This is a genomic window from Pseudomonas neustonica, assembly GCF_003797945.1.
In the GTDB taxonomy this organism is placed as follows: Bacteria; Pseudomonadota; Gammaproteobacteria; order Pseudomonadales; family Pseudomonadaceae; genus Halopseudomonas; species Halopseudomonas neustonica.
In genome coordinates this window covers 123,524-144,320 of sequence record NZ_RKKU01000008.1, presented here as the reverse complement: position 1 = coordinate 144,320, position 20,797 = coordinate 123,524, and the positions used below count along the sequence as shown (strand labels likewise).

General features: G+C 55.1%; 20 protein-coding genes. 11 read left to right on the top strand and 9 right to left on the bottom strand.

Annotated elements, in window-relative coordinates; all coding sequences use genetic code 11:
• The first annotated feature begins 1 nt into the window (after window position 1).
• Window positions 2-1,429: an NAD(P)(+) transhydrogenase (Re/Si-specific) subunit beta gene (locus tag EF096_RS09100; RefSeq protein WP_123889311.1), complete on the top strand. Its 1,428-nt coding sequence runs from the start codon at window positions 2-4 to the stop codon at window positions 1,427-1,429.
• Between the two features lie 127 nt (window positions 1,430-1,556).
• On the opposite strand, the gene EF096_RS09095 is transcribed toward EF096_RS09100, so the two are convergent.
• Window positions 1,557-2,987 (bottom strand): aldehyde dehydrogenase family protein, encoded by a 1,431-nt coding sequence (locus tag EF096_RS09095; protein WP_123889310.1) that lies wholly within the window; start codon window positions 2,985-2,987, stop codon window positions 1,557-1,559.
• A 229-nt stretch (window positions 2,988-3,216) separates the two neighbouring features.
• On the opposite strand from EF096_RS09095, the gene EF096_RS09090 reads away from it, so the two are divergent.
• From EF096_RS09090 to EF096_RS09045, 10 genes are all read left to right on the top strand, one after another.
• On the top strand, window positions 3,217-3,699 hold the full coding sequence (locus EF096_RS09090; protein WP_123889309.1) for a Fe-S cluster assembly transcription factor: 483 nt from the start codon (window positions 3,217-3,219) through the stop codon (window positions 3,697-3,699).
• Window positions 3,700-3,805: 106 nt separating this feature from the next.
• A complete protein-coding gene (gene sufB, locus EF096_RS09085) occupies window positions 3,806-5,242 on the top strand; it encodes a Fe-S cluster assembly protein SufB (protein WP_123889308.1) in 1,437 nt (478 codons plus the stop codon).
• Window positions 5,243-5,319: 77 nt separating this feature from the next.
• On the top strand, window positions 5,320-6,069 hold the full coding sequence (sufC, locus tag EF096_RS09080) for a Fe-S cluster assembly ATPase SufC (RefSeq protein WP_123889307.1): 750 nt from the start codon (window positions 5,320-5,322) through the stop codon (window positions 6,067-6,069).
• A 4-nt stretch (window positions 6,070-6,073) separates the two neighbouring features.
• Window positions 6,074-7,381: a Fe-S cluster assembly protein SufD gene (sufD, locus tag EF096_RS09075; RefSeq protein ID WP_123889306.1), complete on the top strand. Its 1,308-nt coding sequence runs from the start codon at window positions 6,074-6,076 to the stop codon at window positions 7,379-7,381.
• A complete protein-coding gene (locus tag EF096_RS09070) occupies window positions 7,374-8,615 on the top strand; it encodes an aminotransferase class V-fold PLP-dependent enzyme (protein WP_123889305.1) in 1,242 nt (413 codons plus the stop codon). The genes sufD and EF096_RS09070 overlap by 8 nt, the downstream gene beginning before the upstream one ends.
• Before the next feature lie 11 nt (window positions 8,616-8,626).
• Window positions 8,627-8,983 (top strand): HesB/IscA family protein, encoded by a 357-nt coding sequence (locus tag EF096_RS09065; protein WP_123889304.1) that lies wholly within the window; start codon window positions 8,627-8,629, stop codon window positions 8,981-8,983.
• A gap of 18 nt (window positions 8,984-9,001) precedes the next feature.
• Window positions 9,002-9,535, top strand: a complete 534-nt coding sequence (sufT, locus tag EF096_RS09060; RefSeq protein WP_177412320.1) for a putative Fe-S cluster assembly protein SufT — start codon at window positions 9,002-9,004, stop codon at window positions 9,533-9,535.
• Window positions 9,536-9,616: 81 nt separating this feature from the next.
• Complete coding sequence (locus EF096_RS09055; protein WP_123889303.1) at window positions 9,617-10,036, top strand: SufE family protein; 420 nt, start codon at window positions 9,617-9,619, stop codon at window positions 10,034-10,036.
• A gap of 219 nt (window positions 10,037-10,255) precedes the next feature.
• Window positions 10,256-11,275, top strand: coding sequence for a GGDEF domain-containing protein (locus EF096_RS09050; RefSeq protein WP_123889302.1), 1,020 nt, complete (start codon window positions 10,256-10,258; stop codon window positions 11,273-11,275).
• Between the two features lie 217 nt (window positions 11,276-11,492).
• Window positions 11,493-11,846: a YkvA family protein gene (locus tag EF096_RS09045; protein ID WP_123889301.1), complete on the top strand. Its 354-nt coding sequence runs from the start codon at window positions 11,493-11,495 to the stop codon at window positions 11,844-11,846.
• 123 nt (window positions 11,847-11,969) lie between these two features.
• Here the strand turns inward: EF096_RS09045 and EF096_RS09040 are convergent, their stop codons facing one another.
• From EF096_RS09040 to EF096_RS09010, 8 genes are all read right to left on the bottom strand, one after another.
• Window positions 11,970-12,128, bottom strand: coding sequence for a YqaE/Pmp3 family membrane protein (locus EF096_RS09040; protein ID WP_123889300.1), 159 nt, complete (start codon window positions 12,126-12,128; stop codon window positions 11,970-11,972).
• Window positions 12,129-12,209: 81 nt separating this feature from the next.
• Window positions 12,210-14,183, bottom strand: coding sequence for a PhoX family protein (locus EF096_RS09035; RefSeq protein WP_123889299.1), 1,974 nt, complete (start codon window positions 14,181-14,183; stop codon window positions 12,210-12,212).
• Window positions 14,184-14,190: 7 nt separating this feature from the next.
• Window positions 14,191-14,403: an energy transducer TonB gene (locus EF096_RS20575; RefSeq protein WP_235869687.1), complete on the bottom strand. Its 213-nt coding sequence runs from the start codon at window positions 14,401-14,403 to the stop codon at window positions 14,191-14,193.
• A gap of 62 nt (window positions 14,404-14,465) precedes the next feature.
• On the bottom strand, window positions 14,466-15,008 hold the full coding sequence (locus EF096_RS09030) for a hypothetical protein (protein ID WP_235869684.1): 543 nt from the start codon (window positions 15,006-15,008) through the stop codon (window positions 14,466-14,468).
• Window positions 15,009-15,023: 15 nt separating this feature from the next.
• Window positions 15,024-15,461 (bottom strand): protein TolR, encoded by a 438-nt coding sequence (tolR, locus tag EF096_RS09025; RefSeq protein ID WP_123889298.1) that lies wholly within the window; start codon window positions 15,459-15,461, stop codon window positions 15,024-15,026.
• On the bottom strand, window positions 15,461-16,150 hold the full coding sequence (tolQ, locus tag EF096_RS09020) for a protein TolQ (protein WP_123889297.1): 690 nt from the start codon (window positions 16,148-16,150) through the stop codon (window positions 15,461-15,463). Before tolQ ends, tolR begins: the two co-directional genes overlap by 1 nt.
• 83 nt (window positions 16,151-16,233) lie before the next feature.
• Window positions 16,234-18,186 (bottom strand): phytase, encoded by a 1,953-nt coding sequence (locus tag EF096_RS09015; protein ID WP_123889296.1) that lies wholly within the window; start codon window positions 18,184-18,186, stop codon window positions 16,234-16,236.
• 53 nt (window positions 18,187-18,239) lie between these two features.
• Entirely contained in the window at window positions 18,240-20,753 is a 2,514-nt protein-coding gene (locus tag EF096_RS09010; RefSeq protein WP_123889295.1) for a TonB-dependent receptor, read from the bottom strand.
• Window positions 20,754-20,797 lie beyond the last annotated feature (44 nt).

Below are 20,797 nucleotides of genomic sequence, written 5' to 3'. Positions count from 1 at the left end.
CATGTTTAGCGCTTTTTTGATTGATGCGGCCTACTTTATTGCGGCCTTTCTGTTTCTCTACGGTCTTAAGCGGATGGCCAGCCCGGTTACTGCACGTTCGGGTATTGTTATCGCCGGCGGCGGCATGGTGCTGGCTGTGGCGGCGGCCTTCCTGTACGGCTTTGACGTAAGCCCCCGTGCACAGCCCCATCTGGGTACTAACCTGCTGTTGTTGGTTATCGCTCTGGGTATCGGTGTCTCCTGGGCCTGGTATAGCGGCAAGCGCGTAGCGATGACCGATATGCCACAGATGGTGGCGCTCTATAACGGCATGGGTGGTGGTGCTGCGGCGGCGATTGCGGCGAGCGAGCTGTTCTCCGGTAATGCGTTGGCGCATGGCCCTGTAGTTACCCTGCTAGCGGTGCTGGGCGGCTTGATCGGCGCAGTTGCCTTGTCAGGCTCCTTGATTGCCTGGGCCAAGCTTGACGGTCGCATGAACAAGACCTGGCGGCTACCGAACCAGCAGTACGTGAATCTGGGGCTGTTTTGCGGTGCATTAGCGATCGGTGCAGCGGTTGTGGTCATGGGGCTGATGGATGTCGCTCAGGCGCCCGTCATTGTGGTTGCGCTCTTCTTCATTATCGCGCTCGCTCTGGGTGTTTTGTTGACGACGCCGATTGGCGGCGCGGATATGCCGGTGGTGATTTCGCTGTACAACGCCTTTACTGGTCTGGCAGTTGCCTTTGAAGGCTTTGTGCTGCAGAACCCGGCAATGATCATTGCGGGCACCGTGGTTGGGTCCGCAGGCACGCTGCTCACGCTGATGATGGCCAAAGCTATGAACCGCCAGGTCAGTAACGTTATTTTCAGTGACTTTGGTTCTGATGATGGCGGAGAAGAGAGTGATATCGAAGGCAGTATGAAGGCCGCCGATGCATCTGATGCAGCTATCGCCATGTTCTATGCCAGTAAGGTCATTATCGTACCCGGTTACGGTCTGGCCGTTGCGCAGGCGCAGCACAAGCTCTATGAGTTTGTGAAGCTGTTGCAGAAGCAGGGCGTTGAGGTCAGCTTTGCCATTCACCCGGTAGCCGGTCGGATGCCTGGGCATATGAATGTGCTGCTGGCCGAGGCAGGCGTACCCTACGACATCATCTATGACCTGGAAGACATCAACGAGGACTTCCCGCAGGCAGACGTTGCTGTTGTGCTGGGGGCGAATGACGTAGTCAACCCGGCAGCGCGCACACGTAAATCCAGCCCGATCTATGGTATGCCTATATTGAACGTTGATCAGGCGCGCCAGGCTTATGTCGTCAAGCGCGGTCAAGGTAAGGGTTACTCCGGCGTAGAGAACGAGCTGTTCTACGCGGAAAATACCTCTATGGTTTACGGCGACGCGCAAAAGGTCATGATGCAGATGATCGAAGCCGTCAAGTCGCTGGGTTAAGCCCAGGCTTCAAGCCACAAGCAGTAAGTAGTACGCAAATAAAAACCCCGGCGCATGCCGGGGTTTTTAGCTTTTAACGCCTCACTTGCCGCATAGAGCTTGTCGCTTGCGGCTAGGAGCGAAGCGACTACTTGGCGTAATAACCGAAGATAGACTTTATCTCGAGGAAGTCTTCAAAACCGTAATGCCCCCACTCGCGACCGTTGCCAGACTCCTTGTAACCACCAAAAGGAGCCTTGTTATCTAGCGCCGCGCCATTGAGGTGAACCATGCCGGTGCGGATGCGTCGAGCCACCTTACGGGCGTGCTCCAGATCGCCGGAGGATACGTAACCAGACAGCCCGTAGTTGGTATCGTTGGCAATGCGCACAGCGTCGTCTTCGTCTTCGTAGCCAATGATCGACAGCACGGGGCCGAAGATCTCTTCGCGCGCAATGCTCATTTCATTGTTCACGTGGCTGAAGATGGTAGGTTTGACGTAGTAGCCTTTGTCCAGCCCCTCTGGCCGACCGGGACCACCGGCAACTACCTTGGCGCCTTCTTCGATACCAGCCGTGATCAAGTCCTGAATCTTGTTCCACTGGGCTTTGGAGACCACTGGGCCAATCACCGTATCATCCGCGTTTGGATCACCCGCTTTAACCTTGGCAACGACGGCCTGAGCGATAGCGGCAACTTCGTCCATACGCGCGTTAGGTACCAGCATACGGGTAGGGGCGTTACAGGATTGGCCGCTGTTGTTCATGCAGGACATGACGCCATGGGCGACCATTTTCTCGAAATTCACATCATCCAGCAGGATGTTCGCAGACTTTCCGCCCAACTCGAGTGCGACACGCTTGATGGTCTGCGCGCCATTCTGCATGACTTGACGACCCGCGCCAGTAGAACCGGTGAAGGACATCATATCGATATCCGGATGCGCAGACATGGCAGCACCCACAGTAGGGCCGTCACCATTGACCAGGTTGAATACGCCCGGTGGCACGCCAGCTTCATCAAGGATTTCGGCGAGCAGGAGAGCCGATAGCGGTGCTACTTCAGAAGGCTTTAGCACCATGGTGCAGCCAGTAGCCAAGGCCGGTGCAATCTTGCAGGTCAACTGGTTCATTGGCCAGTTCCAGGGCGTGATCAAGCCGCAAACGCCGATCGGTTCTTTCACAACCTGGGTGTTACCGATCTGTTCTTCGAATTCAAATTCTTTCAGCGCGTCCAGAGCTGCCGCAAAGTGGCCAAGGCCGGATGGAGCCTGTGCCATTTTGGCCAGCTTGGCAGGGGCACCCATTTCGATTGAGATGGCGTCTGCCACTTCGCCCATGCGTTTCTTGAATACACCCATTACCCGCTCCAGCAAAGCAATGCGCTCTTCGCGACTAGTGTTGGAGTAGGATTCAAACGCATTTCTGGCGGCAGCGACAGCCAGGTCGACATCTTCCTTGTTACCCAAGGCGATCGCGGCGACGGCTTCTTCGGTGGCGGGGTTAATCACGTCCAGAGTGGTGTCGCCCTTGGGTTCGACCCACTTACCGTTGATATAGAACTGCTTGTGATGGCTCATTCTGATGTAGCTCCTTGTTATAGGGGTGCAAAACGTTCAAACCATAGCATTCTCTCTGCCCATGCTTGAATGCTTTTGTGTTGAATCAGTGTAACTTTTGCCAGGCTATTTCGCTTTCGGTGGTCTTGGCGAGGCTTTATAATGGCTTTCGACCGGTCGGCTTAATACTTGACTGTTTTGCTTGGATATTGCATAGTGATTCGCAGATTTCAACCGCTCGAGAGCGCCTATGCGACTGACCACCAAGGGTCGTTACGCCGTGACAGCCATGCTTGATCTGGCTCTACACGAAGACCAAGGACCTATTACCCTCGCTGATATTTCACTACGCCAGGGTGTCTCTATCTCTTATCTTGAACAGCTGTTTGCCAAGCTTCGCCGCAGCAAGCTGGTCGAGAGCGTGAGAGGTCCTGGTGGTGGTTATCGTTTGTCTGGCGGTCCTGCAGCTATCAGCGTGGCGCAGATAGTCGAGGCAGTTAATGACTCGATGGACGCGACGCGCTGCCTTGGTAAAGGCGATTGCCAGCACGGCGAAGTTTGCCTTACCCATCATTTGTGGTCGGACCTCAGTGCCCGGCTGCGTCAGTTTCTGAACGGCATTACGCTGGCTGACCTAGTCTCCCGCGATGATATCCAGCGTGTTAAAACGCGTCAGGATGGCTGTTCTGTATCAGCTCGACAGGCGGTAAACGAGCTGGAACGCATTATCTAAAGAGGCCGCAGAGCCTTCCATCGACGCATGGCCGCCCCGGCGATGCAATGCCTGAACTTAGAAGTGGCTGCCCGGTTAGTGAGGGCGGCAGGATTGAGGTGATACCGTGACTGAACAAGTCGAAAGCCTGATCAAGAAAGATTACGCGGCCGGATTTCATTCCGCCATCGAATCGGAGACGCTGCCACCAGGTCTGAACGAAGATGTCGTCCGCTTTATTTCTGCCAAAAAAGAAGAGCCGGAGTGGTTGTTGGACTGGCGTCTAAAGGCGTTCCGCGCCTGGCAGGAAATGGAAGAGCCTACCTGGGCCCACGTACACTATCCGGAAATCGACTTCCAGACCATATCCTTTTATTCCGCGCCAAAAAGCATGGATAGCAAGCCGAAGAGCCTCGACGAAGTTGATCCTGAGTTGCTGGCAACCTACGAGAAGCTGGGTATCCCGCTGCATGAGCAGGAAATGCTCGCAGGTGTTGCGGTTGATGCGGTTTTCGATTCGGTGTCGGTCGTTACTACGTTCCGCGAAAAGCTGTACGAGGCAGGTGTTATCTTCTGTCCGATCAGCGAGGCTGTACACAAGTATCCTGATCTGCTGAAAAAGTATCTCGGCAGCGTTGTGCCACAGAAAGACAATTACTATGCCGCGCTCAACTCGGCGGTATTCTCTGATGGCTCTTTCGTCTATATCCCCAAGGGCGTGCGATGCCCAATGGAGCTGTCTACCTACTTCCGCATCAACGAGATGAACACCGGGCAGTTCGAGCGCACGTTGATTGTGGCTGATGAAGGGTCCTACGTCAGTTATCTGGAAGGTTGCACCGCGCCCATGCGTGACGAAAACCAACTGCACGCAGCGGTGGTCGAGCTGGTCGCGCTGGATGATGCGCAGATCAAATACTCTACTGTGCAAAACTGGTATCCGGGCAATGCTGAAGGCAAGGGTGGTATCTATAACTTTGTCACCAAGCGCGGTATTGCACATACCAATGCCAAGATTTCCTGGACGCAGGTCGAAACCGGTTCTGCAGTTACCTGGAAATACCCCAGCTGCATCCTCAAGGGTGACAACAGCGTAGGGGAGTTCTATTCGGTTGCGCTGACCAACAACTTCCAGCAGGCCGACACTGGCACCAAGATGATTCACTTGGGCAAGAATACGCGCTCGACCATTATTGCCAAGGGTATTTCTGCTGGCCGCAGCGACAGCGCATATCGCGGCTTGGTGCGGATAAACCCAGGCGCTGAAGGCGCGCGTAATTACACCCAGTGCGACTCGCTATTAATTGGCGATCGCTGTGGCGCGCACACCTTCCCCTATATCGAAAGCAAGAATCCCACTGGCGTAGTAGAGCATGAAGCTACGACGTCCAAGGTCAGCGACGATCAACTATTCCTTTGTCAGCAGCGCGGCCTGGATGCGGAAAAAGCCGTATCCATGATTGTGAACGGCTTTTGCCGCGAGGTATTCAAAGAGTTGCCGATGGAGTTCGCGGTTGAAGCCGGCAAGCTACTTGAAGTCAGCCTCGAAGGCTCAGTCGGCTAAGGGCTTACGCACCTACATCGTAGTAGCGGAGCAGAGCCGAAGGACTAACAGTTAAAGTAATTTATTAGGCATAAGATATGTTAAAAATCAGTGACTTGTACGGCAAAGTTGAAGAGAAAGACATCCTTAAAGGTCTGTCTATTGACGTCAAGCCGGGCGAGGTTCATGCCATCATGGGGCCGAATGGCTCGGGCAAAAGTACCCTCGGTAACGTCCTTTCCGGGCGTCCGGGCTATGAGGCGACTGCTGGCAGCGTCACCTTCAAGGGCCGTAATCTATTCGATATGGACACTGAAGAGCGTGCCCGTGAAGGGCTGTTTCTCGCCTTTCAGTATCCGGTTGAGATTCCCGGTGTCAGCAACATGGAGTTCCTCAAGGCGGCGGTAGATGCCAAACGCAAACACCATGGTCAGTCTGATCTGTCGTCCGTCGACTTTCTTAAACTGGCTCGCGAGACCTGCAAACGCGTCAACCTGGATGCCAGCTTTCTCAAGCGTGGCGTCAATGAAGGCTTCTCCGGTGGCGAAAAGAAACGCAACGAAATCATGCAAATGATGCTGCTTGAGCCCGATCTTTGTATTCTCGATGAAACCGATTCGGGCCTGGATATCGACGCTCTGCAGGTAGTCGCCGATGGCGTAAACGCCATGCGCGATGGTAATCGCAGCTTTTTGGTAGTGACTCACTACCAGCGCTTGCTGGATTACATCATCCCAGATTATGTTCACGTGCTGGCCGGTGGCCGCATCGTCAAGTCCGGCGACAAGAGCCTGGCACTCGAGCTGGAAGCTAAGGGCTACGGCTGGTTGGAAAACGAGGTTGCCTGAAGACATGACAGATTTTCAACAAAGTGCACTGCAACTCGCTGACAAACAGCAGGCTGCGGCCTGGCTGCAGCCACTGCGCGAGCAGGGCGCGTCCAAGTGGTCGGCGGCAAGCTGGCCGGGGCGCAAGACGGAAGCGTGGAAATACATTTCGCTTGCACCCTTGCAGCAACAGAATGAGCTGCGTTGGGGCGGTGAGGCCGATGACAGCGCCATTGATGCAGTAGAGCAGGTTGAGCTTGACGCGACCTGCCTCGTATTCGTCAATGGGCGCTTCAACGCGGCACGATCCAGTAGCTTGCCCGCAGGCGTCATTCGTTTTGTCGACGCGGACGCCGCCCAGCAAGACATGATCCAGCAGCATCTTGGCCAAGTCGTGGATAGCGAACGACACCTCTTTGCTGCGTTGAGCAATGCCTGGATCGAGGACGGTATTCTGCTGCACGTCGCGCGTAATCAGAAACTGGAGAAGCCGCTCTACATCCTCAATGTTGCTACCCCGGAAGCCAGTGCGGCTGTTGCCAGCCAGCGCTTACTCGTGGTCCTTGAGGAGGGCAGTGAAGCTGAGGTCATCGAGCACTTTGCCTCGGATGCACGGGAGCAGAACGGTTTTGTCAACAGCCTCACCGAGGTGGTGGTTGGCGCCAATGCCCGCTTGCAGCACTACCGTATCAATCTGGAAGAAGAGAATCTGCTGCATGTCGGTGGTGTACATGTCGACTTGCACCGTGATGCCCGCTTCCATGGCTTTACACTGGCTCAGGGCAGCCGCCTGAAGCGCATCGACTACCAACTGAACATGCGCGGCGAAGGCGCCCACATGGACCTGAATGGTGTCTATTTACCACGTAACAAGCAGGTAATTGACTACCACACCAACGTTGAGCACTGCGTTCCACATTGCACCAGCAATGAGGTCTTCCGCGGCATCATTGGCGACTCGGCAAAAGCGGTTTTCAACGGTCGGATTCATATTCATCCGAAGGCCCAGAAGACGCTGGCCGAGCTGAGCAACAAAAACCTGCTGACGTCACGCACCGCAGAGATCAATACCAAGCCAGAACTGGAAATCTATGCTGATGATGTGCGTTGTGCCCACGGTGCAACCATCGCCCAGCTAGATGAAACATCGCTGTTTTATCTGCAAAGCCGCGGTATCTCCGCCGCTGATGCAACCAGCATGCTGAGCTTCGGTTTTATCAATGAGTTGCTCAATCAGGTTCCTGAGCAGGCGATTCAGGACTACCTCAGACCGCGTCTGGCGTCCCTATTCGGTAAGGGCGATGAGGCGCTAGGGCGGTTAAGCTATGAGTAATCAGAGCAACACTGCGACCTTTGACGCAGAGCGTGTACGTGCCGACTTCCCGATTTTACATCAGGACGTCAACGGACATCCGCTGGTGTATCTAGACAATGCGGCAACCACGCAGAAGCCACGCGCCGTCATTCAGGCCATCGTCGATTACTACGAGCAAGACAACAGTAACGTTCACCGCGGTGCTCACGCGCTGGCTGATCGGGCAACCGAAAAGTTTGAGGGCGCACGGGTAAAGGTGGCAGGCTTCATTAACGCAGCCGAACCACGGCAGATTATCTGGACCCGCGGTACCACCGAGGGCATTAACCTGGTTGCAAGCAGCTGGGGGCGCGCCAATCTATCGTCTGGAGACCGCATACTGGTCTCGGCGATGGAACATCACTCCAATATCGTACCGTGGCAGTTAATCGCTGCCGAGAAAGGCGCGGTGGTCGAGTCGATTCCGGTCAATGCAGAGGGTGCGATAGATCTGGCCGCGTTTGAATCCATGCTCGATGATCGGGTAAAAATGGTCGCCTGCGGTCATGTTTCCAATGCGTTTGGTACGGTGAATCCGGTTCAGGATATCGCGCGCCTGGCACAAGGTGTTGGCGCGCTGACCCTGATAGACGGCGCGCAGGCGGTGGGTCATTGGCCTGTTGATGTGCAGGCACTGGACTGCGATTTCTATGTCTTTTCAGCACATAAGCTCTTTGGTCCTACCGGCCTGGGCGTGCTGTATGGCAAGACCGCACTGCTGGAAGCCATGCCGCCGTACCAGAGCGGTGGCGAGATGATCGAGTCAGTCAGCTTTGACGGCACCACCTTTAACCAACTGCCCTATAAGTTTGAGGCGGGCACACCGGATATCGCCGGGGTCATAGGTCTGGGCGCGGCAATCGATTATGTTCAAGGCTTGGACCGCGACGGTGCTGCCAAGCACGAAGCCGCCTTACTTGCCTATGCTGAAGAGCGCGCCAAGGCAACACCTGGTATCCGTCTGGTGGGAACTGCCGCGAATAAGACCAGCGTCATGAGCTTTCTGCTGGAAGGTGCGCATCCCAATGATGTTGGCCTGTTACTGGACCAGCAGGGCGTTGCTGTCCGTACCGGCAATCATTGCGCGCAGCCGATCATGGAGCAGTTTGGTATTCCTGGCACCGTACGTGCGAGTTTTAGTTTCTACAACACCCGAGCAGACGTTGATCGCTTGTTCGAGGCGTTGGACAAGGCAAGGCAATTCCTGGTTTAGGAGTGCATGAAATGAGCGTTGAATCTTTCGACCCAAGCAGTCAGGTAGTAACGGTAAGCCCTGCTGCCTTGGCGCACTTTCGCCGTCAGCTCAGCGCTGCGCAGGGTAAATCTGTGCGGCTGAGCGTCAAGAAAAGCGGCTGTACCGGCTTTATGTACGCAATCGATCTGGTTGAACAGGCGGGTGCCAGTGACCTGCATTACCAACTGGATGAACAAGTTGAGCTGCTGGTCGATAGCGCTAGTCTGCAGGTGCTTTCGGGTACTCAAATCGATCTGGTACGTGAAGGCGTCAACCAGCAAATAAAGTTCATCAACCCCAACGTCAAAGACGAATGCGGGTGTGGTGAAAGCTTCAGTGTTAACTAGGGTAGGGCGCTGATCAGTATGGAAAGACGTATGGTAGTAGCGCAGGCTGATTGTCCTGCGCGGCGCGTACCGGATGGTACGCCGCTGACCATCCCGAAAGACACTTTCGTCACTATCACCCAGTCGCTGGGTGGCAATTATACCGTTACCTATCATGGTCAAATGGTGCGTGTGGATGGCACTGATGCAGCTGCGTTGGGTCTTGAGCCTGAGCTGCTCTCATTCCCGGAACCGACCGATGACAACATCAGTGAAGATCAGGTATGGGAAGCACTTAAAACGGTCTACGACCCCGAGATTCCTGTTGACCTGGTCAACCTCGGTTTGATCTATTCGCTGGCGATTGACCAGGCAAAGAAGGCGGTCACTATCACCATGACCCTCACTGCGCCCGGATGTGGCATGGGACCGGTGCTGGTTGGTGATGTAGAGTACCGTGTGCTTCTGGTGCCAAATGTTGCGACGGTCAACGTGGAGCTGGTTTTTGATCCGCCTTGGCAGCGCGAGATGATGAGCGAGGAAGCTCAACTAGAAACCGGCATGTTTTTCTAAGCATCAGCCGGCCGCTTAGTCAGTTGCCAGCGCCGCAGCCACTGACTGTCTTGATACACGGATACTTCGAAGGCCTCGCATATGAGCCGATTTGGCACTGAGATAACCAGCGACGACATTGTTGATACCCTGTCGTTCTTCGATAACTGGGAAGATCGCTACAAGTACATCATTGACCTGGGCAAAGAACTGCCACCGCTCAATGATGAGAGCCGCAACGAAACCAATCTGGTACGTGGCTGCCAGAGCCAGGTCTGGCTGGTCAGCGAGGCGCGGGACGGGAAACTTTTTTTTGAAGCCGACAGCGATGCCTTTATCGTCAAGGGTTTGTTAGCCGTCGTGCTGGCAGCCTACAACGGTAAAACCCCTGAACAGGTAACCGCGTTTGATGTTGAAGGCTATTTCAGCGCGCTAAACCTGCTCAAGCACCTGAGTGTTACTCGAGGAAATGGGCTCCGAGCGATGGTTAAGCGTATTCAAGATACTGCCGCCGCTAACTAATAAGGCATATTGGCTCTGGTGTAGGGCATAAGTGCCGCTCTGCGACTAGGGTCTTGGCATTTCGTGATTCAATCGCTACTGTTTATCGCCACTTTCGCGGCGTTATAGCGAGGCGATAAAAATACAGATATATCAATTAAGCCGAGCTGCGCGGCTCAACTTATCGCTACTTTGCAGATAGAAACTACAATAATAATAAGTTATTCAAGGTAACGCGCGATGTCAGGTTTTTGGGCAAGGCTGAAAGGAGACTTTCAGCTTTCGATCGTAACGCTGGTCGGGATTTGCTCCGTTTTGGGGGTGACGCCCTATGCGGTTTACCGCCTGCATGAGCGCAATTGGATCGTTGGCTTAACTGATACCTTCCTGGTTTTAGGTTCCGCTTTTGCGGTTGTATACGCTTGGCGTACTGACAATACCGTTGGCCCCGGCCGTTTTCTTGCGATTATCTATTCTATCGGTGGCTTTCTGGTCACCATCAAGCTGGGTATCAACGGGCTGTTCTGGCTATATTGCTTGGTGCTATTCAATTTCTTCGTCGTGCCCCCCGTTCAAAGTCTGCTAGCCACCTTGTCCATTCTCGTAGCAGTTTGTGTCTACGGCTGGCTGTTCCCGAAGGATGTATTTGAAAGCCATTACCAGATGATGTCGTTTGTGGTGACGTACTCACTCGCCAGCCTGTTCGCGTTTGTGTTTGCCTATCGCGGCCGCTTTCAGCGCAAACAGTTAGCGCTGCTTGCCACTCTGGACCCTCTCACTGGCATTGGTAATCGCAGAACGATGGATGACGAACTCGATATCGCGATTGCCGATAGTCGGCGTTACGGCATGAGCTTTGGCCTTTTGGTGCTGGATCTGGATCACTTCAAAAAGGTTAATGATCGCTACGGTCACAACGTGGGCGACCGCGTGCTGATGGACTTTGTTAGCATTATAAAGAACGCCAGCCGGGCGTCCGACCGAGCTTTTCGTTTAGGCGGAGAAGAGTTTGTGCTGCTGCTGCCCAAGGTGGATAAGCATGCTTTGGCCGGTGCCGCAAAGCACATTCAGCGAAGTGTAGCTGAGCAGCTTCGCTCTCCAGGTGGTGCCGTTACCGTATCCATTGGCGGTTGTATCCTGGAGCACCATGACAGCCGTGAGGCCTGGCTGCGCGACGCCGATATTTGTCTCTATCTGGCCAAGGACTCAGGTCGCAACTGCTCTATAATCAGAGGCTTGCATATGAATGAGGCTGATTGACCGGTGGCACCAAGCAGGTTTTTTGTTGTCTTAAGTCCGGTATGTATTGATTAACCCGCCTCAGGGGAGCTTCCTTGCTGCAACAACAGATATCAGGCTAGAGAAAAGTGTCTCTTTCTTGTAAGTTTGTCTTATATGTCTCATTCTGTTGGCGGATTCTATTTTTACCCTTACACCGGGGTTGTTGCTTATCGACAACCAGAGCGAGGTAAGTACTATGGAACATCAATATAGCGATAAAGCCTTTTGGCAAAAGCTGGCACTGTACGCAAAATCCGCTGGCCGCGAGGTTGTAGAGAAAGCACTTTGTCTTTACTACGCAGCACTTCGTCCAGAGACGCCAGGGTGGGCAAAAGCCGTTATCATCAGCGTACTGGCTTACTTCATCGCGCCACTGGATGCCTTACCTGACTTTACGCCATTTGTCGGCTTTACCGATGATCTGGGTGTATTCGCCGGTGCCCTGGCGATGGTTGCCATGTATATCGACGACGACGTCAAGACGAACGCTGCGGCAACTGCAGAGCGCTGGTTTGGTATGACGCAAACGCCCGAGCCTGTAAGCCGTTAAGCGGGGAGGCGTGCATGTGACGCCAGGGATATGTGCGCAAAGCGGTGCGAAGTAAGCTCCAGTAAAGAAAAAGCCGGATTGGGTTTACGCCCAGTCCGGCTTTTTTATTCACGTGGCAAAAGATTAACGCTTGGCGATAATCCATACGGCGTGAACAATTCCTGGTATATAGCCGCAGATGGTCAGCAACACATTCAACCAGAAGGCGCCGCCAAAGCCTACTTGAAGAAATACGCCCAACGGTGGCAAGAGTATGGCGATAAGAACGCGAATAAGATCCATGGCATTGAGTCCTAGCATTGATTAATGAAAGTCATCTGCTTACTCTGACCCCTCTATCTCACCTTTGTTCATCAGTACACATCAGCTACCAATCACGCCACCGTCTTCACGGGTAATAAGTACGGTAGTCGACCGAGGCCGGGAACGCCCATCACTCGCGGGATAACTGATACCTGGGTGCTGTACATTTACCCACATCGCTGTCTCGTCGGGCGACCAGGTAATACCCGTAATTTCGGCGCCCCAAGGGCCTACCAAAAAACGACGCACTTCTTTGCTGGCGGGATCAGCACAGAGCATCTGGTTGCTGCCAATCTTCTCCATGTAGGGTGCATTTTCATCTGCATCGGTAAGGATCCAGAGACGCCCGGCGCTATCAAAGGCAAGACCGTCCGGCGAAGAAAATAGATCACCGCTGATGTCGCCAATCCGATTGGCCGGGATGCTCTTTTCGGAGTTTTGACGTTCGCCAGCCAGAACAAATATATCCCACTCAAATACGAGCGCTGTTGGGTCTTGATTGGCCTCGCGCCACCGGAGTATTTGTCCGTGCACGTTCTCAGGTCTGGGGTTGGCAGTATCAACCGGGAAGGTTGTGCCGCGCTCGGTATTATTGGTCAGCGTGACATAGGCTTCGCGAGTATGCGGGTGAACCGCCACCCACTCAGGGCGGTCCATAGGCGTAGCCCCCACAGCGTCGGCCGCTCCCCGTGAGTTAAGCAATACGGCCTGCTGGTCGACAAAGCCGTTGTCTGCGGTCAACCCTGCCTCACCAAAGCGTAGGGGAAGCCAGCGGCCGCTGCCATCTGGACTGAAATGCGCAGCGTAGAGTGTGCCTGCATCCAGTATCTGGCGGTTGTGCGCCATGTCATCTGGGCGATATGCCTGCTCCGGTACGAATTTATACAGATACTCACCGCGGCTATCGTCACCGGAATAAAAGGCCATTTGGCCATCGTCACCGACAGAACATACCGCGCATTCGCGTCCGAGCCGGCCCATGGCGGTGCGCTTGGTCGGACGACTGTCTGGAGCGAAAGGGTCGAGTTCAACTACCCAGCCGAAACGATTGGGCTCATTGACATGGCCCTGGTGGGGCTGGCTGTTGTCAGGCGTGGCGTTAAACCTGGGCTCTACTGCTTCCCATGCATAATAGCGGCTGCTGCCTCCCAGACCGATGCCATAGCGTTTATGCTCTTGGCGTTTGGCGTAATCCTGCTCATCCCGATTGACGAAGTAGTTGTGGAAGTTCTCTTCACACGCCAGGTAGGTTCCCCAAGGGGTGACACCCATGGAGCAGTTGTTAAGCGTGCCCAATATTTCCGTGCCGGTGGGGTCGCTCTTGGTTTTCATGCGCGCATCGGCAGCCAAGGGGCCGCCAACAGCAATTGGGGTGAACCCCGTAACTCGGCGATTGAACGCGGAGTTTTCAACGCGCTGCCAATTCCCCTGCGCGTCTTTGCGTATTTCAATAACACTCAGACCATGCGCTGCCATCTCCTTGTGAACCTGATCGGCGGGGCGTCCACGGCTGCCATCTGGTTGATCGGTGAAATTCATTCCGGCGGGATGCAGTGTTGGGTTTACGTATTCATGATTGACCACCAGCAGGCCGCGCTCGTTGGGTTGCTGCGGGAAGGGGAAGAAGTGCATGCCGTCGTTATTGTCACCCGCCTGCAGCATTTGATCCTGCCAGGAGTTCGTACCATCCTCGCGCCAGGCTGCAGCTCCCTTCAGCACGGCATCACCCCAGCTGAAAAACGGTTGTGCGCGATAACCGGCGGGCACGATCACATTATCGAAAGAAGATGAGGTAATTGCAGCAACTGATTGAAAGTTAAAAGGTGATCCGCTTCTCTCTGCGGCGGACAGAGCACTGGACAACGTACTGAAGACAGCAGGAAATAGGCTGGTGATAGCCAAAGCTGCGCCACCCTTGAGCAGGTTACGACGCCCCTGGCTGACTACCTCAGTGAGGCTAGCCTGCTGGCTTGGGTTAATGATCTCATCGTCGCCTGACTCCAGCGACGCGTGAAAGGACTGATCCTGTTTCATAGTCTGCTCACTGTTCTATACGGTAGCGAAACGTGTTTCTAACACCCGGTACGGCAACGGCTTGTCCGTTGACAACTCGAGGTCGATAAACAAATTCTTTGGCGGCAGCCAGGGAGGGCCGGACGAAAATTTGCTCATCGCAAGCGCCGGGTACCACCTCGGCATTGCTGACTCGTCCATTGGTCTGCACGGTGTACTCAACCGTGCAGTCGCCTTCCAGGCTTTGACTCAGGGCGCGCCTTGGATAATCCGGTGCCGACTTGTTGAGCGGTGCATAGGCACTTATCTGAGCTTGTTCTGCAGCTGCTGCTCTGGCAGCGGCTTGCTCAGCACGCCGTTGTTCTGCGGCATACTGCTCGGCGGCAGACGCTCGGCTTGCTCGCGCGCTTCCCTCTGTTGGCGCGTGTGCTCTTCTCGTTCGCGCTCCACTTGCTGTTGTTGTACGCGTTCCTGCTCTTCGCGCTGCTCTGCCTCTTCGCGTGCCAATAGGGCGGGCTCCGGCTGAGGGGGGCGTTGGGGCACAACCTGAGGTTCTGGCGTTCTGACCGGCTCTGGCGGCGGCGCTGGGGGCAGGGCAGCCGTTTCAACGGGGGGAACTACGACCTCAGGTTCAGTAGCAGGCAGTACAACCAGTTGAGTTGTAATGGTTTTGGCCTGAGCCGCTGCGGCAGGCGGCTGTGGCTGCCAACCAAGCCAGAGTAACAGCCCCATCAGAGCGTGCAGTGCAACGGTTGCAGTTAACGGCAAGGTCCAGTGGGTTACGCTAATATCCGCTCGTCTCTCACTAGCGCAGAGCGTTTCAGACTGGGGATTATCGAGTGCCATAGTGGTGCTGCCCCCTCAAGGTGCTTCAGTAATCAAGCCAAGACTGGTTACACCGGCCTGCTGTAGCGCAGCCATACCGGTGACGACCTGGCCATAGCCCACGCCGCTGTCGGCGCGGATCATTACCTGGGTTTCCGGTTTCTCGCGGATGATGGCTGCGAGCTGGTTGGTCAGCTCGCTCAACTCGCCGGCGCTATGCTGGTAGCTATCGGTCTGTACCGTACTGCCCTCATTCCAGTGGTAGTTACCCTCCACGTCGATGGATAGCGTGACGACCGATGGATCGCTCGCCGCCAAGGTCTCGCTAGCGACTTTGGGCAACTCGATCTGCACTCCCTGGGTGAGCATGGGTGCGGTCACCATAAAGATAACCAGCAGCACCAGCATCACGTCGATATAAGGCACTACGTTCATTTCCGCTTTGGGCTTGCGTTTCAGGCGGGCAGGGCGCATCAGTTTTGCCCCGCAGCTCGGTTATATACGCGGCGGTGGAGAATGGCGCTGAATTCCTCGGCAAAGTTGTAGTACTGGCCCAACAAATGCTCGCTGCGCGAACTGAATCTGTTGTAGGCAACAACAGCAGGAATGGCGGCAAACAGGCCGATCGCGGTTGCAATCAAGGCCTCAGCGATGCCGGGCGCGACCGTCGCCAGCGTGGCCTGCTGCACCTGTGACAAACCAATAAATGAGTTCATGATGCCCCAGACGGTGCCAAACAAGCCGACGTAAGGGCTAACCGAGCCAACGGTCGCCAAAAACGGCAGATGCTGCTCTAAACGCTCTTCTTCATGGGCGATGGCAACCCGCATGGCACGCTCTACGCCCTGCATGACAGCCTCCGGCTCGCTGTGATTACGTTGATCCAGCTGCGCAAACTCGCTATATCCGGCGCGAAAGATCTGTTCGACGCCGGCTCGATCCTGACTGTTGCTGTACAGCTGCCCCAGCTCTTTGCCGGACCAGAACTGGTCTTCAAATGCCTTGATGGCGCGCTTTGCCTGGTTGAACAAGGTGCTGCGCTGGGCAATTAGAAACCAGGTAGCAACAGACGCGAGGAGCAAGATCAGCATCACGCCTTTGACCAGCAGACTGGCCTCAAGAACCAGAGACCAGATAGTGTGTGCTTCAGTAGTGGACGACATGGTTACCTCGTTAGCGAGCGCAGCAAACGCTCGCTCGACATATTGGATGGCAAAAACATTTCTATTTGGTTACAGCATGATATTCAGGGCAGGTTCAGTGCCTCGGCGATCTCATGCCAGGCGATCATTTTGAAGTTCTGATTACCTTCAGGCATGCGCTTGCGCCCGTCCTGCACAACTAACATCCCGTTCGGCCATGCACTGCCGAAAGACATTGAGCTGACCTCCAAGCCGTCCGTTTCGGATACGCCGTCGATGCCAGACTCGACATTGATACCTACCCGGAATGCACCGCGCAGTTGGTAGGGAGGCTCTGCATCCAGTACCAGATAGCTGTCATTCCCCTGGCTGGATAGCACAAGGTAAGGCTGCTCTGACTCGAAGATAGCCATGCCTTCAACATCGGCATGGAGGGGGCCGTCTACGCTGATCACCTGACTCATTTCGGTAGCTTGTTGTGGATCGCTGCTCAAACTCCACACCCCAACACCCTCTTCACCAATAAACAGGCGTTCGCGCTGGTCATCAGCCACACAGCCTTCGGGTTGAGTCGCTGTACTGAATTCACGTACCAGGCTGGCGTTAACCTGGCCTTGATCTTCTTCCATCAGATATTGGACAAAGCGACCGTCCTTATCATTGGCAATGGCATAAATGTCACCGTCTTTCCCCTTGGCCATGCAGAGGCCGTAGATTTCATTCAAAGGTACGGGGATGCGGCCCAAGCCGCGAACCTCGGCATCGCCTGACCCGATTGAAAACAGCTCCAGGCTATTGCTGTCGCGATTACTGGCAACCGCCAGGCTGACGGTTTCGCCGTTGAGCGAAAAGCCGTCACGCAGATCAACATTATTGATACGGCCAACCGGCAAATACTGCAGCTGTTGGCCATCAAGATTGTATACGCCGAGTCCACCGCGCTTATCGGTACCCAGAATTCGAGACTGGGACGCATCGCTTGGGTTGACCCAGATAGCCGGATCATCTGCAGCGTCTCCGCTGTGCGGCACTGGCAGGGTTTGCGCCTGAGCAGGTACCTCAACGATGGCTGGTTCCGACTGTGCCAGCTGGCCCGGGGCAAGCTCTGCTTGATAGAGGTGCAGGTTGGCATCATCGGCGATCAGCAGTTCAAGCACTTCACTGGTGCGTGCCGCCAGTCGTTCGGGCTTCTGCAATTCACTGGTTTTCTGTGGTGGCGCTGCCTGCCATCCTTCAGCCGTAGCCGTATAACGATGCAAGTTAGCTTTGCCATCAAGAATCACGACACCGTCTGCACTGGCAGCCAGGCCAGGAGCGTCTTTGGTCAGGCCGCCATACGGCTGGACCAGGTCGACGATGGCGCGTTCACCGTTGGTTTCAGGGTTGGCTGGATAAGCCCAAACACCGATGTCTTCTTCGTTGATAAAAAGTCGGCCCAGCTGATCATTGACTGCACATTGCTTGGCTCCAACCGGGAGGTGCAGCGTGCGCATCAGCTTGGGCGTAGCCAGCAGCCGCTCTTCATGAGCGACTAGCCATTGCTGCCCGCTGCCTTCTTCACCAACCAGGAAGAGATACAAATGGCGCTGTTGATCTGCGTAGAAGCACAGGCTCTCTACCGGGTAGGGTGTGGTCGGCAGCCAGGTGGGGGCCGAATACCCTTGCTGACCAGCGTCCCACGTAACCAGCATGGGTTGATCGCGTACGGTATCCAGCGTGGCCGTAAGCAGCCCCTGGCCGAATGGCCGAGCGTCCAGCCCGGCAAAACGGCCAGCGTAGGCCTGGCCGACCGGCTCGCCGGCACTATCCATTAACCACAACCCGTTCGGTCCCGCTGCCAGGCGGTCGGGTAATTGGTTATTGCCATCGGTGGCTAATAATACCCAGCTCTCAAACTGACCATCCTGCTTAATGGGTGTCCAGCGCTGAATCTCTAGTTCAGCAATGTCAGGGGTATTCGGGGTTGCCTCAGTTTGACGGCTAGGCTGATCAAAACAGCCATTCAAAGCAAAGCATACTGGCAAGAGTACGCCAACGATTTTGGTTGCGGCTCGCATACAGAATCTCACATCAAAAAGTGGGAAGGGCGCGCTATACACGCCCTTTGGGATCAGAAGTGGGTCAGTGACAGGCCAACTTTGTAGGTTGGGCCGTATTCTTCGTATTGGGCGTTGAAGCTACGATCGCCGGTGTAGGCGTAATAGCTCTCGTCGGTAATGTTCTGCGCTTCGACAAAGACCTGCAGCTGCTTGGTCAGGAAGTAGTGAGCACTGATATCGACGAAGAACTGGTCGTCCACATGGGTGTCATAGCGCTTATCAAGCACATTGCCGACTTCGTCCAGGTAGTCCGATTGGTAGTTGGTCGCAACGCGCAGGCTCATGCGGTCATTTTCCCAACCTAGAGTCAGGTTACCGCTGGTGTCTGACTGTCCCGGCAGGCTGATGCTGCGGCTGGTCATGTTGCCGGTATCGGGGTTGAACTGCTCGATGTCGGCGTCAGAGCGGGTAAAGGTGCCGTTAGCGCTGAGCAGCAGACCATTCCAGGGTGCTGGTAGCCATTCGAATTGCTGCGAGTAGGCCAGTTCAAGGCCGTATACATCAGCCTTGTCGCCATTGGCATAGGTCTTGGCTTCAGCAAAGGCGGCGTACTCGCCCGTGCCCGCCAGGTCCGCGGAGTAAACAAAGTTCTCGATATTCTTGTAGAACACAAAGGCCGATACGGCGCCGGCTTTGCCCATGTAGTGCTCAATGCCAAGATCAAAGTTGCTGGACTCCAGAACATCCAGCTGCGGGTTACCGAATTCCGCCTCATCGCCATCGATTACAAAGCCCGGGAATAGCTGCCCGAATGTGGGACGCACTACCGTATTGGTCCAGGCCGCACGCAACTGGCTGCTGTCATTGAGCTGATAAATGGCATGCAGACCAGGGAGCCAGTGATGATAGTCGTTGCGTTCATTGACCGCTTCAAAGGACCCATCATTAATACCGGTACCTTTCGCCTTAAGGCGGGTACCTTCGTAACGCAGGCCAGCAATGATGCGCAGATCATCAATATCGACGGTGTTCATGATGTAGGCGGCGTTAATATTCTCTTCAATGCTGAAGTCGTTGATGCGCGACTGCTCGGCGTCATAGAAGTCCGCCGGGTTCAGGCCTGCAATCAGCTGCTCCAGAGCACCAGCGTCGATTTCAGGCCCGAGTTTGCCATTGCCGTTGACGAAGTTGGCCAGGTTCAACTGATCGATGGTGAAGCCTGCGTTGGTGAGGTCTTCATAGGCCCATACTTCAAGATCATTGTCCTTGGTCCGGGTGCTGAATTTGGTGCCGAATTTGACCTGGGATGCCAAATCCTGCCAGTAATAGTCACGGGTGAGGTCGATACGAATATTCTGTTCTGTATCCGTAGTCAGCTGCTTCTCACGCTCAATTTCATCAAGAGTAAAATTACCGGCCTGATAAACGGCGTCGCTGATTTTTACATTGGGCTCGCGGCTACTGTCATAACCTGCATCGGAAAAATCGCTGTTGCCGACAAACTTTGAACCAGGAATATGCAACGGGCTATCTTCACTTGCTTCGCTGTAGCCATATTGGCTGCTGAGAGTCCAATCCCCTATGCGACGCTCGCCGCCCAAAACAAAGCTTTTAATCTCTTGGGTTTCGGAACGATCCTTAACCTCGCGGGTACCTTCAGCATCGCCGCGTTCGCCTGGCAGTTGAGCATCGGCAAACTCGATCACGTTCGCCTGGCGAGTCTCGGTATCTTTATAACGGCTGTACAGAGTGCGCAGATATAGGTCTGTGTCTTCATCTGGACGGAAATCAAAGTTGAGCCCAGCACCCAAACGCTTGCGGCTGATGTCATAGCGACGCTCTTCCAACTCTTCCAAACGCGCACCGCTGGCGTCGTCAAAATCCCAGGCACCGCCGGTTTCGACGTTATCCGAGCCAAAAGTGCGATCCTCCCAGCTCAAGGCTGCAGCGACAGCGAAGTTATCGATGCCCTGGCCAACGCTGAAGCGATTGCTGATAGCGCCGGATACCTTGGGGCTGGTCTTGCCGGTGTTGTCGTTGTAGCTGGCTTCGCTCGAAAGGCTGTAGAAAGTATCGGGATGATCAAAGCCGGAGAGACTTTCTACCTCGACTGTGCCGCCCAACGAGTTCGCATCCATATCCGGCGTTAGGGTCTTGACCACCGATAGCGACTGCACCAGCTCACTTGGCAGTACATCCAGGGCTACAGCACGTCGGTCATCTTCCGGCGCTGGCACCAGAGTGCCGTTGATAGTGACCGAGTTTAGATCGGCGCCCAGCCCGCGTACTCTGACAAAACGTCCTTCGCCCTGGTCGCGCTCGACCGAGACGCCTGGAACGCGCTGAAGCGCTTCAGCTGCGTTGTCGTCCGGTAGCTGCCCGATGGCATCCGCGTGCACCACGCTCTCTACACTGTCGGACATCCGCTGATCCTGCAGCGCCTGCTCCAATTGGGCGCCCTGGCCAATAACGTTAACCACTTCTGGCGTCGCACCGGCGGCAGATGCCTGGGCGCTGAAAGCAACAGAAAGCGCCAAGGCGGAACAGCGAAAGCCGGCGAGATATAATGATTTGCTGACTGACATGAAAAATCCTCTGCTGACAAATGGGCGTTTGCCCTGATGGGAGA

What these genes read in the sequence shown, in the direction of transcription:
- EF096_RS09100 (WP_123889311.1), top strand. Translation starts at nt 2, where the DNA reads ATGTTTAGCGCTTTTTTGATTGATGCGGCCTACTTTATTGCGGCCTTT.
- EF096_RS09095 (WP_123889310.1), bottom strand. Translation starts at nt 2,987, where the DNA reads ATGAGCCATCACAAGCAGTTCTATATCAACGGTAAGTGGGTCGAACCC.
- EF096_RS09090 (WP_123889309.1), top strand. Translation starts at nt 3,217, where the DNA reads ATGCGACTGACCACCAAGGGTCGTTACGCCGTGACAGCCATGCTTGAT.
- sufC (WP_123889307.1), top strand. Translation starts at nt 5,320, where the DNA reads ATGTTAAAAATCAGTGACTTGTACGGCAAAGTTGAAGAGAAAGACATC.
- sufD (WP_123889306.1), top strand. Translation starts at nt 6,074, where the DNA reads ATGACAGATTTTCAACAAAGTGCACTGCAACTCGCTGACAAACAGCAG.
- EF096_RS09070 (WP_123889305.1), top strand. Translation starts at nt 7,374, where the DNA reads ATGAGTAATCAGAGCAACACTGCGACCTTTGACGCAGAGCGTGTACGT.
- EF096_RS09065 (WP_123889304.1), top strand. Translation starts at nt 8,627, where the DNA reads ATGAGCGTTGAATCTTTCGACCCAAGCAGTCAGGTAGTAACGGTAAGC.
- sufT (WP_177412320.1), top strand. Translation starts at nt 9,002, where the DNA reads ATGGAAAGACGTATGGTAGTAGCGCAGGCTGATTGTCCTGCGCGGCGC.
- EF096_RS09055 (WP_123889303.1), top strand. Translation starts at nt 9,617, where the DNA reads ATGAGCCGATTTGGCACTGAGATAACCAGCGACGACATTGTTGATACC.
- EF096_RS09050 (WP_123889302.1), top strand. Translation starts at nt 10,256, where the DNA reads ATGTCAGGTTTTTGGGCAAGGCTGAAAGGAGACTTTCAGCTTTCGATC.
- EF096_RS09045 (WP_123889301.1), top strand. Translation starts at nt 11,493, where the DNA reads ATGGAACATCAATATAGCGATAAAGCCTTTTGGCAAAAGCTGGCACTG.
- EF096_RS09040 (WP_123889300.1), bottom strand. Translation starts at nt 12,128, where the DNA reads ATGGATCTTATTCGCGTTCTTATCGCCATACTCTTGCCACCGTTGGGC.
- EF096_RS09035 (WP_123889299.1), bottom strand. Translation starts at nt 14,183, where the DNA reads ATGAAACAGGATCAGTCCTTTCACGCGTCGCTGGAGTCAGGCGACGAT.
- EF096_RS09030 (WP_235869684.1), bottom strand. Translation starts at nt 15,008, where the DNA reads ATGGCACTCGATAATCCCCAGTCTGAAACGCTCTGCGCTAGTGAGAGA.
- tolR (WP_123889298.1), bottom strand. Translation starts at nt 15,461, where the DNA reads ATGCGCCCTGCCCGCCTGAAACGCAAGCCCAAAGCGGAAATGAACGTA.
- tolQ (WP_123889297.1), bottom strand. Translation starts at nt 16,150, where the DNA reads ATGTCGTCCACTACTGAAGCACACACTATCTGGTCTCTGGTTCTTGAG.
- EF096_RS09015 (WP_123889296.1), bottom strand. Translation starts at nt 18,186, where the DNA reads ATGCGAGCCGCAACCAAAATCGTTGGCGTACTCTTGCCAGTATGCTTT.
- EF096_RS09010 (WP_123889295.1), bottom strand. Translation starts at nt 20,753, where the DNA reads ATGTCAGTCAGCAAATCATTATATCTCGCCGGCTTTCGCTGTTCCGCC.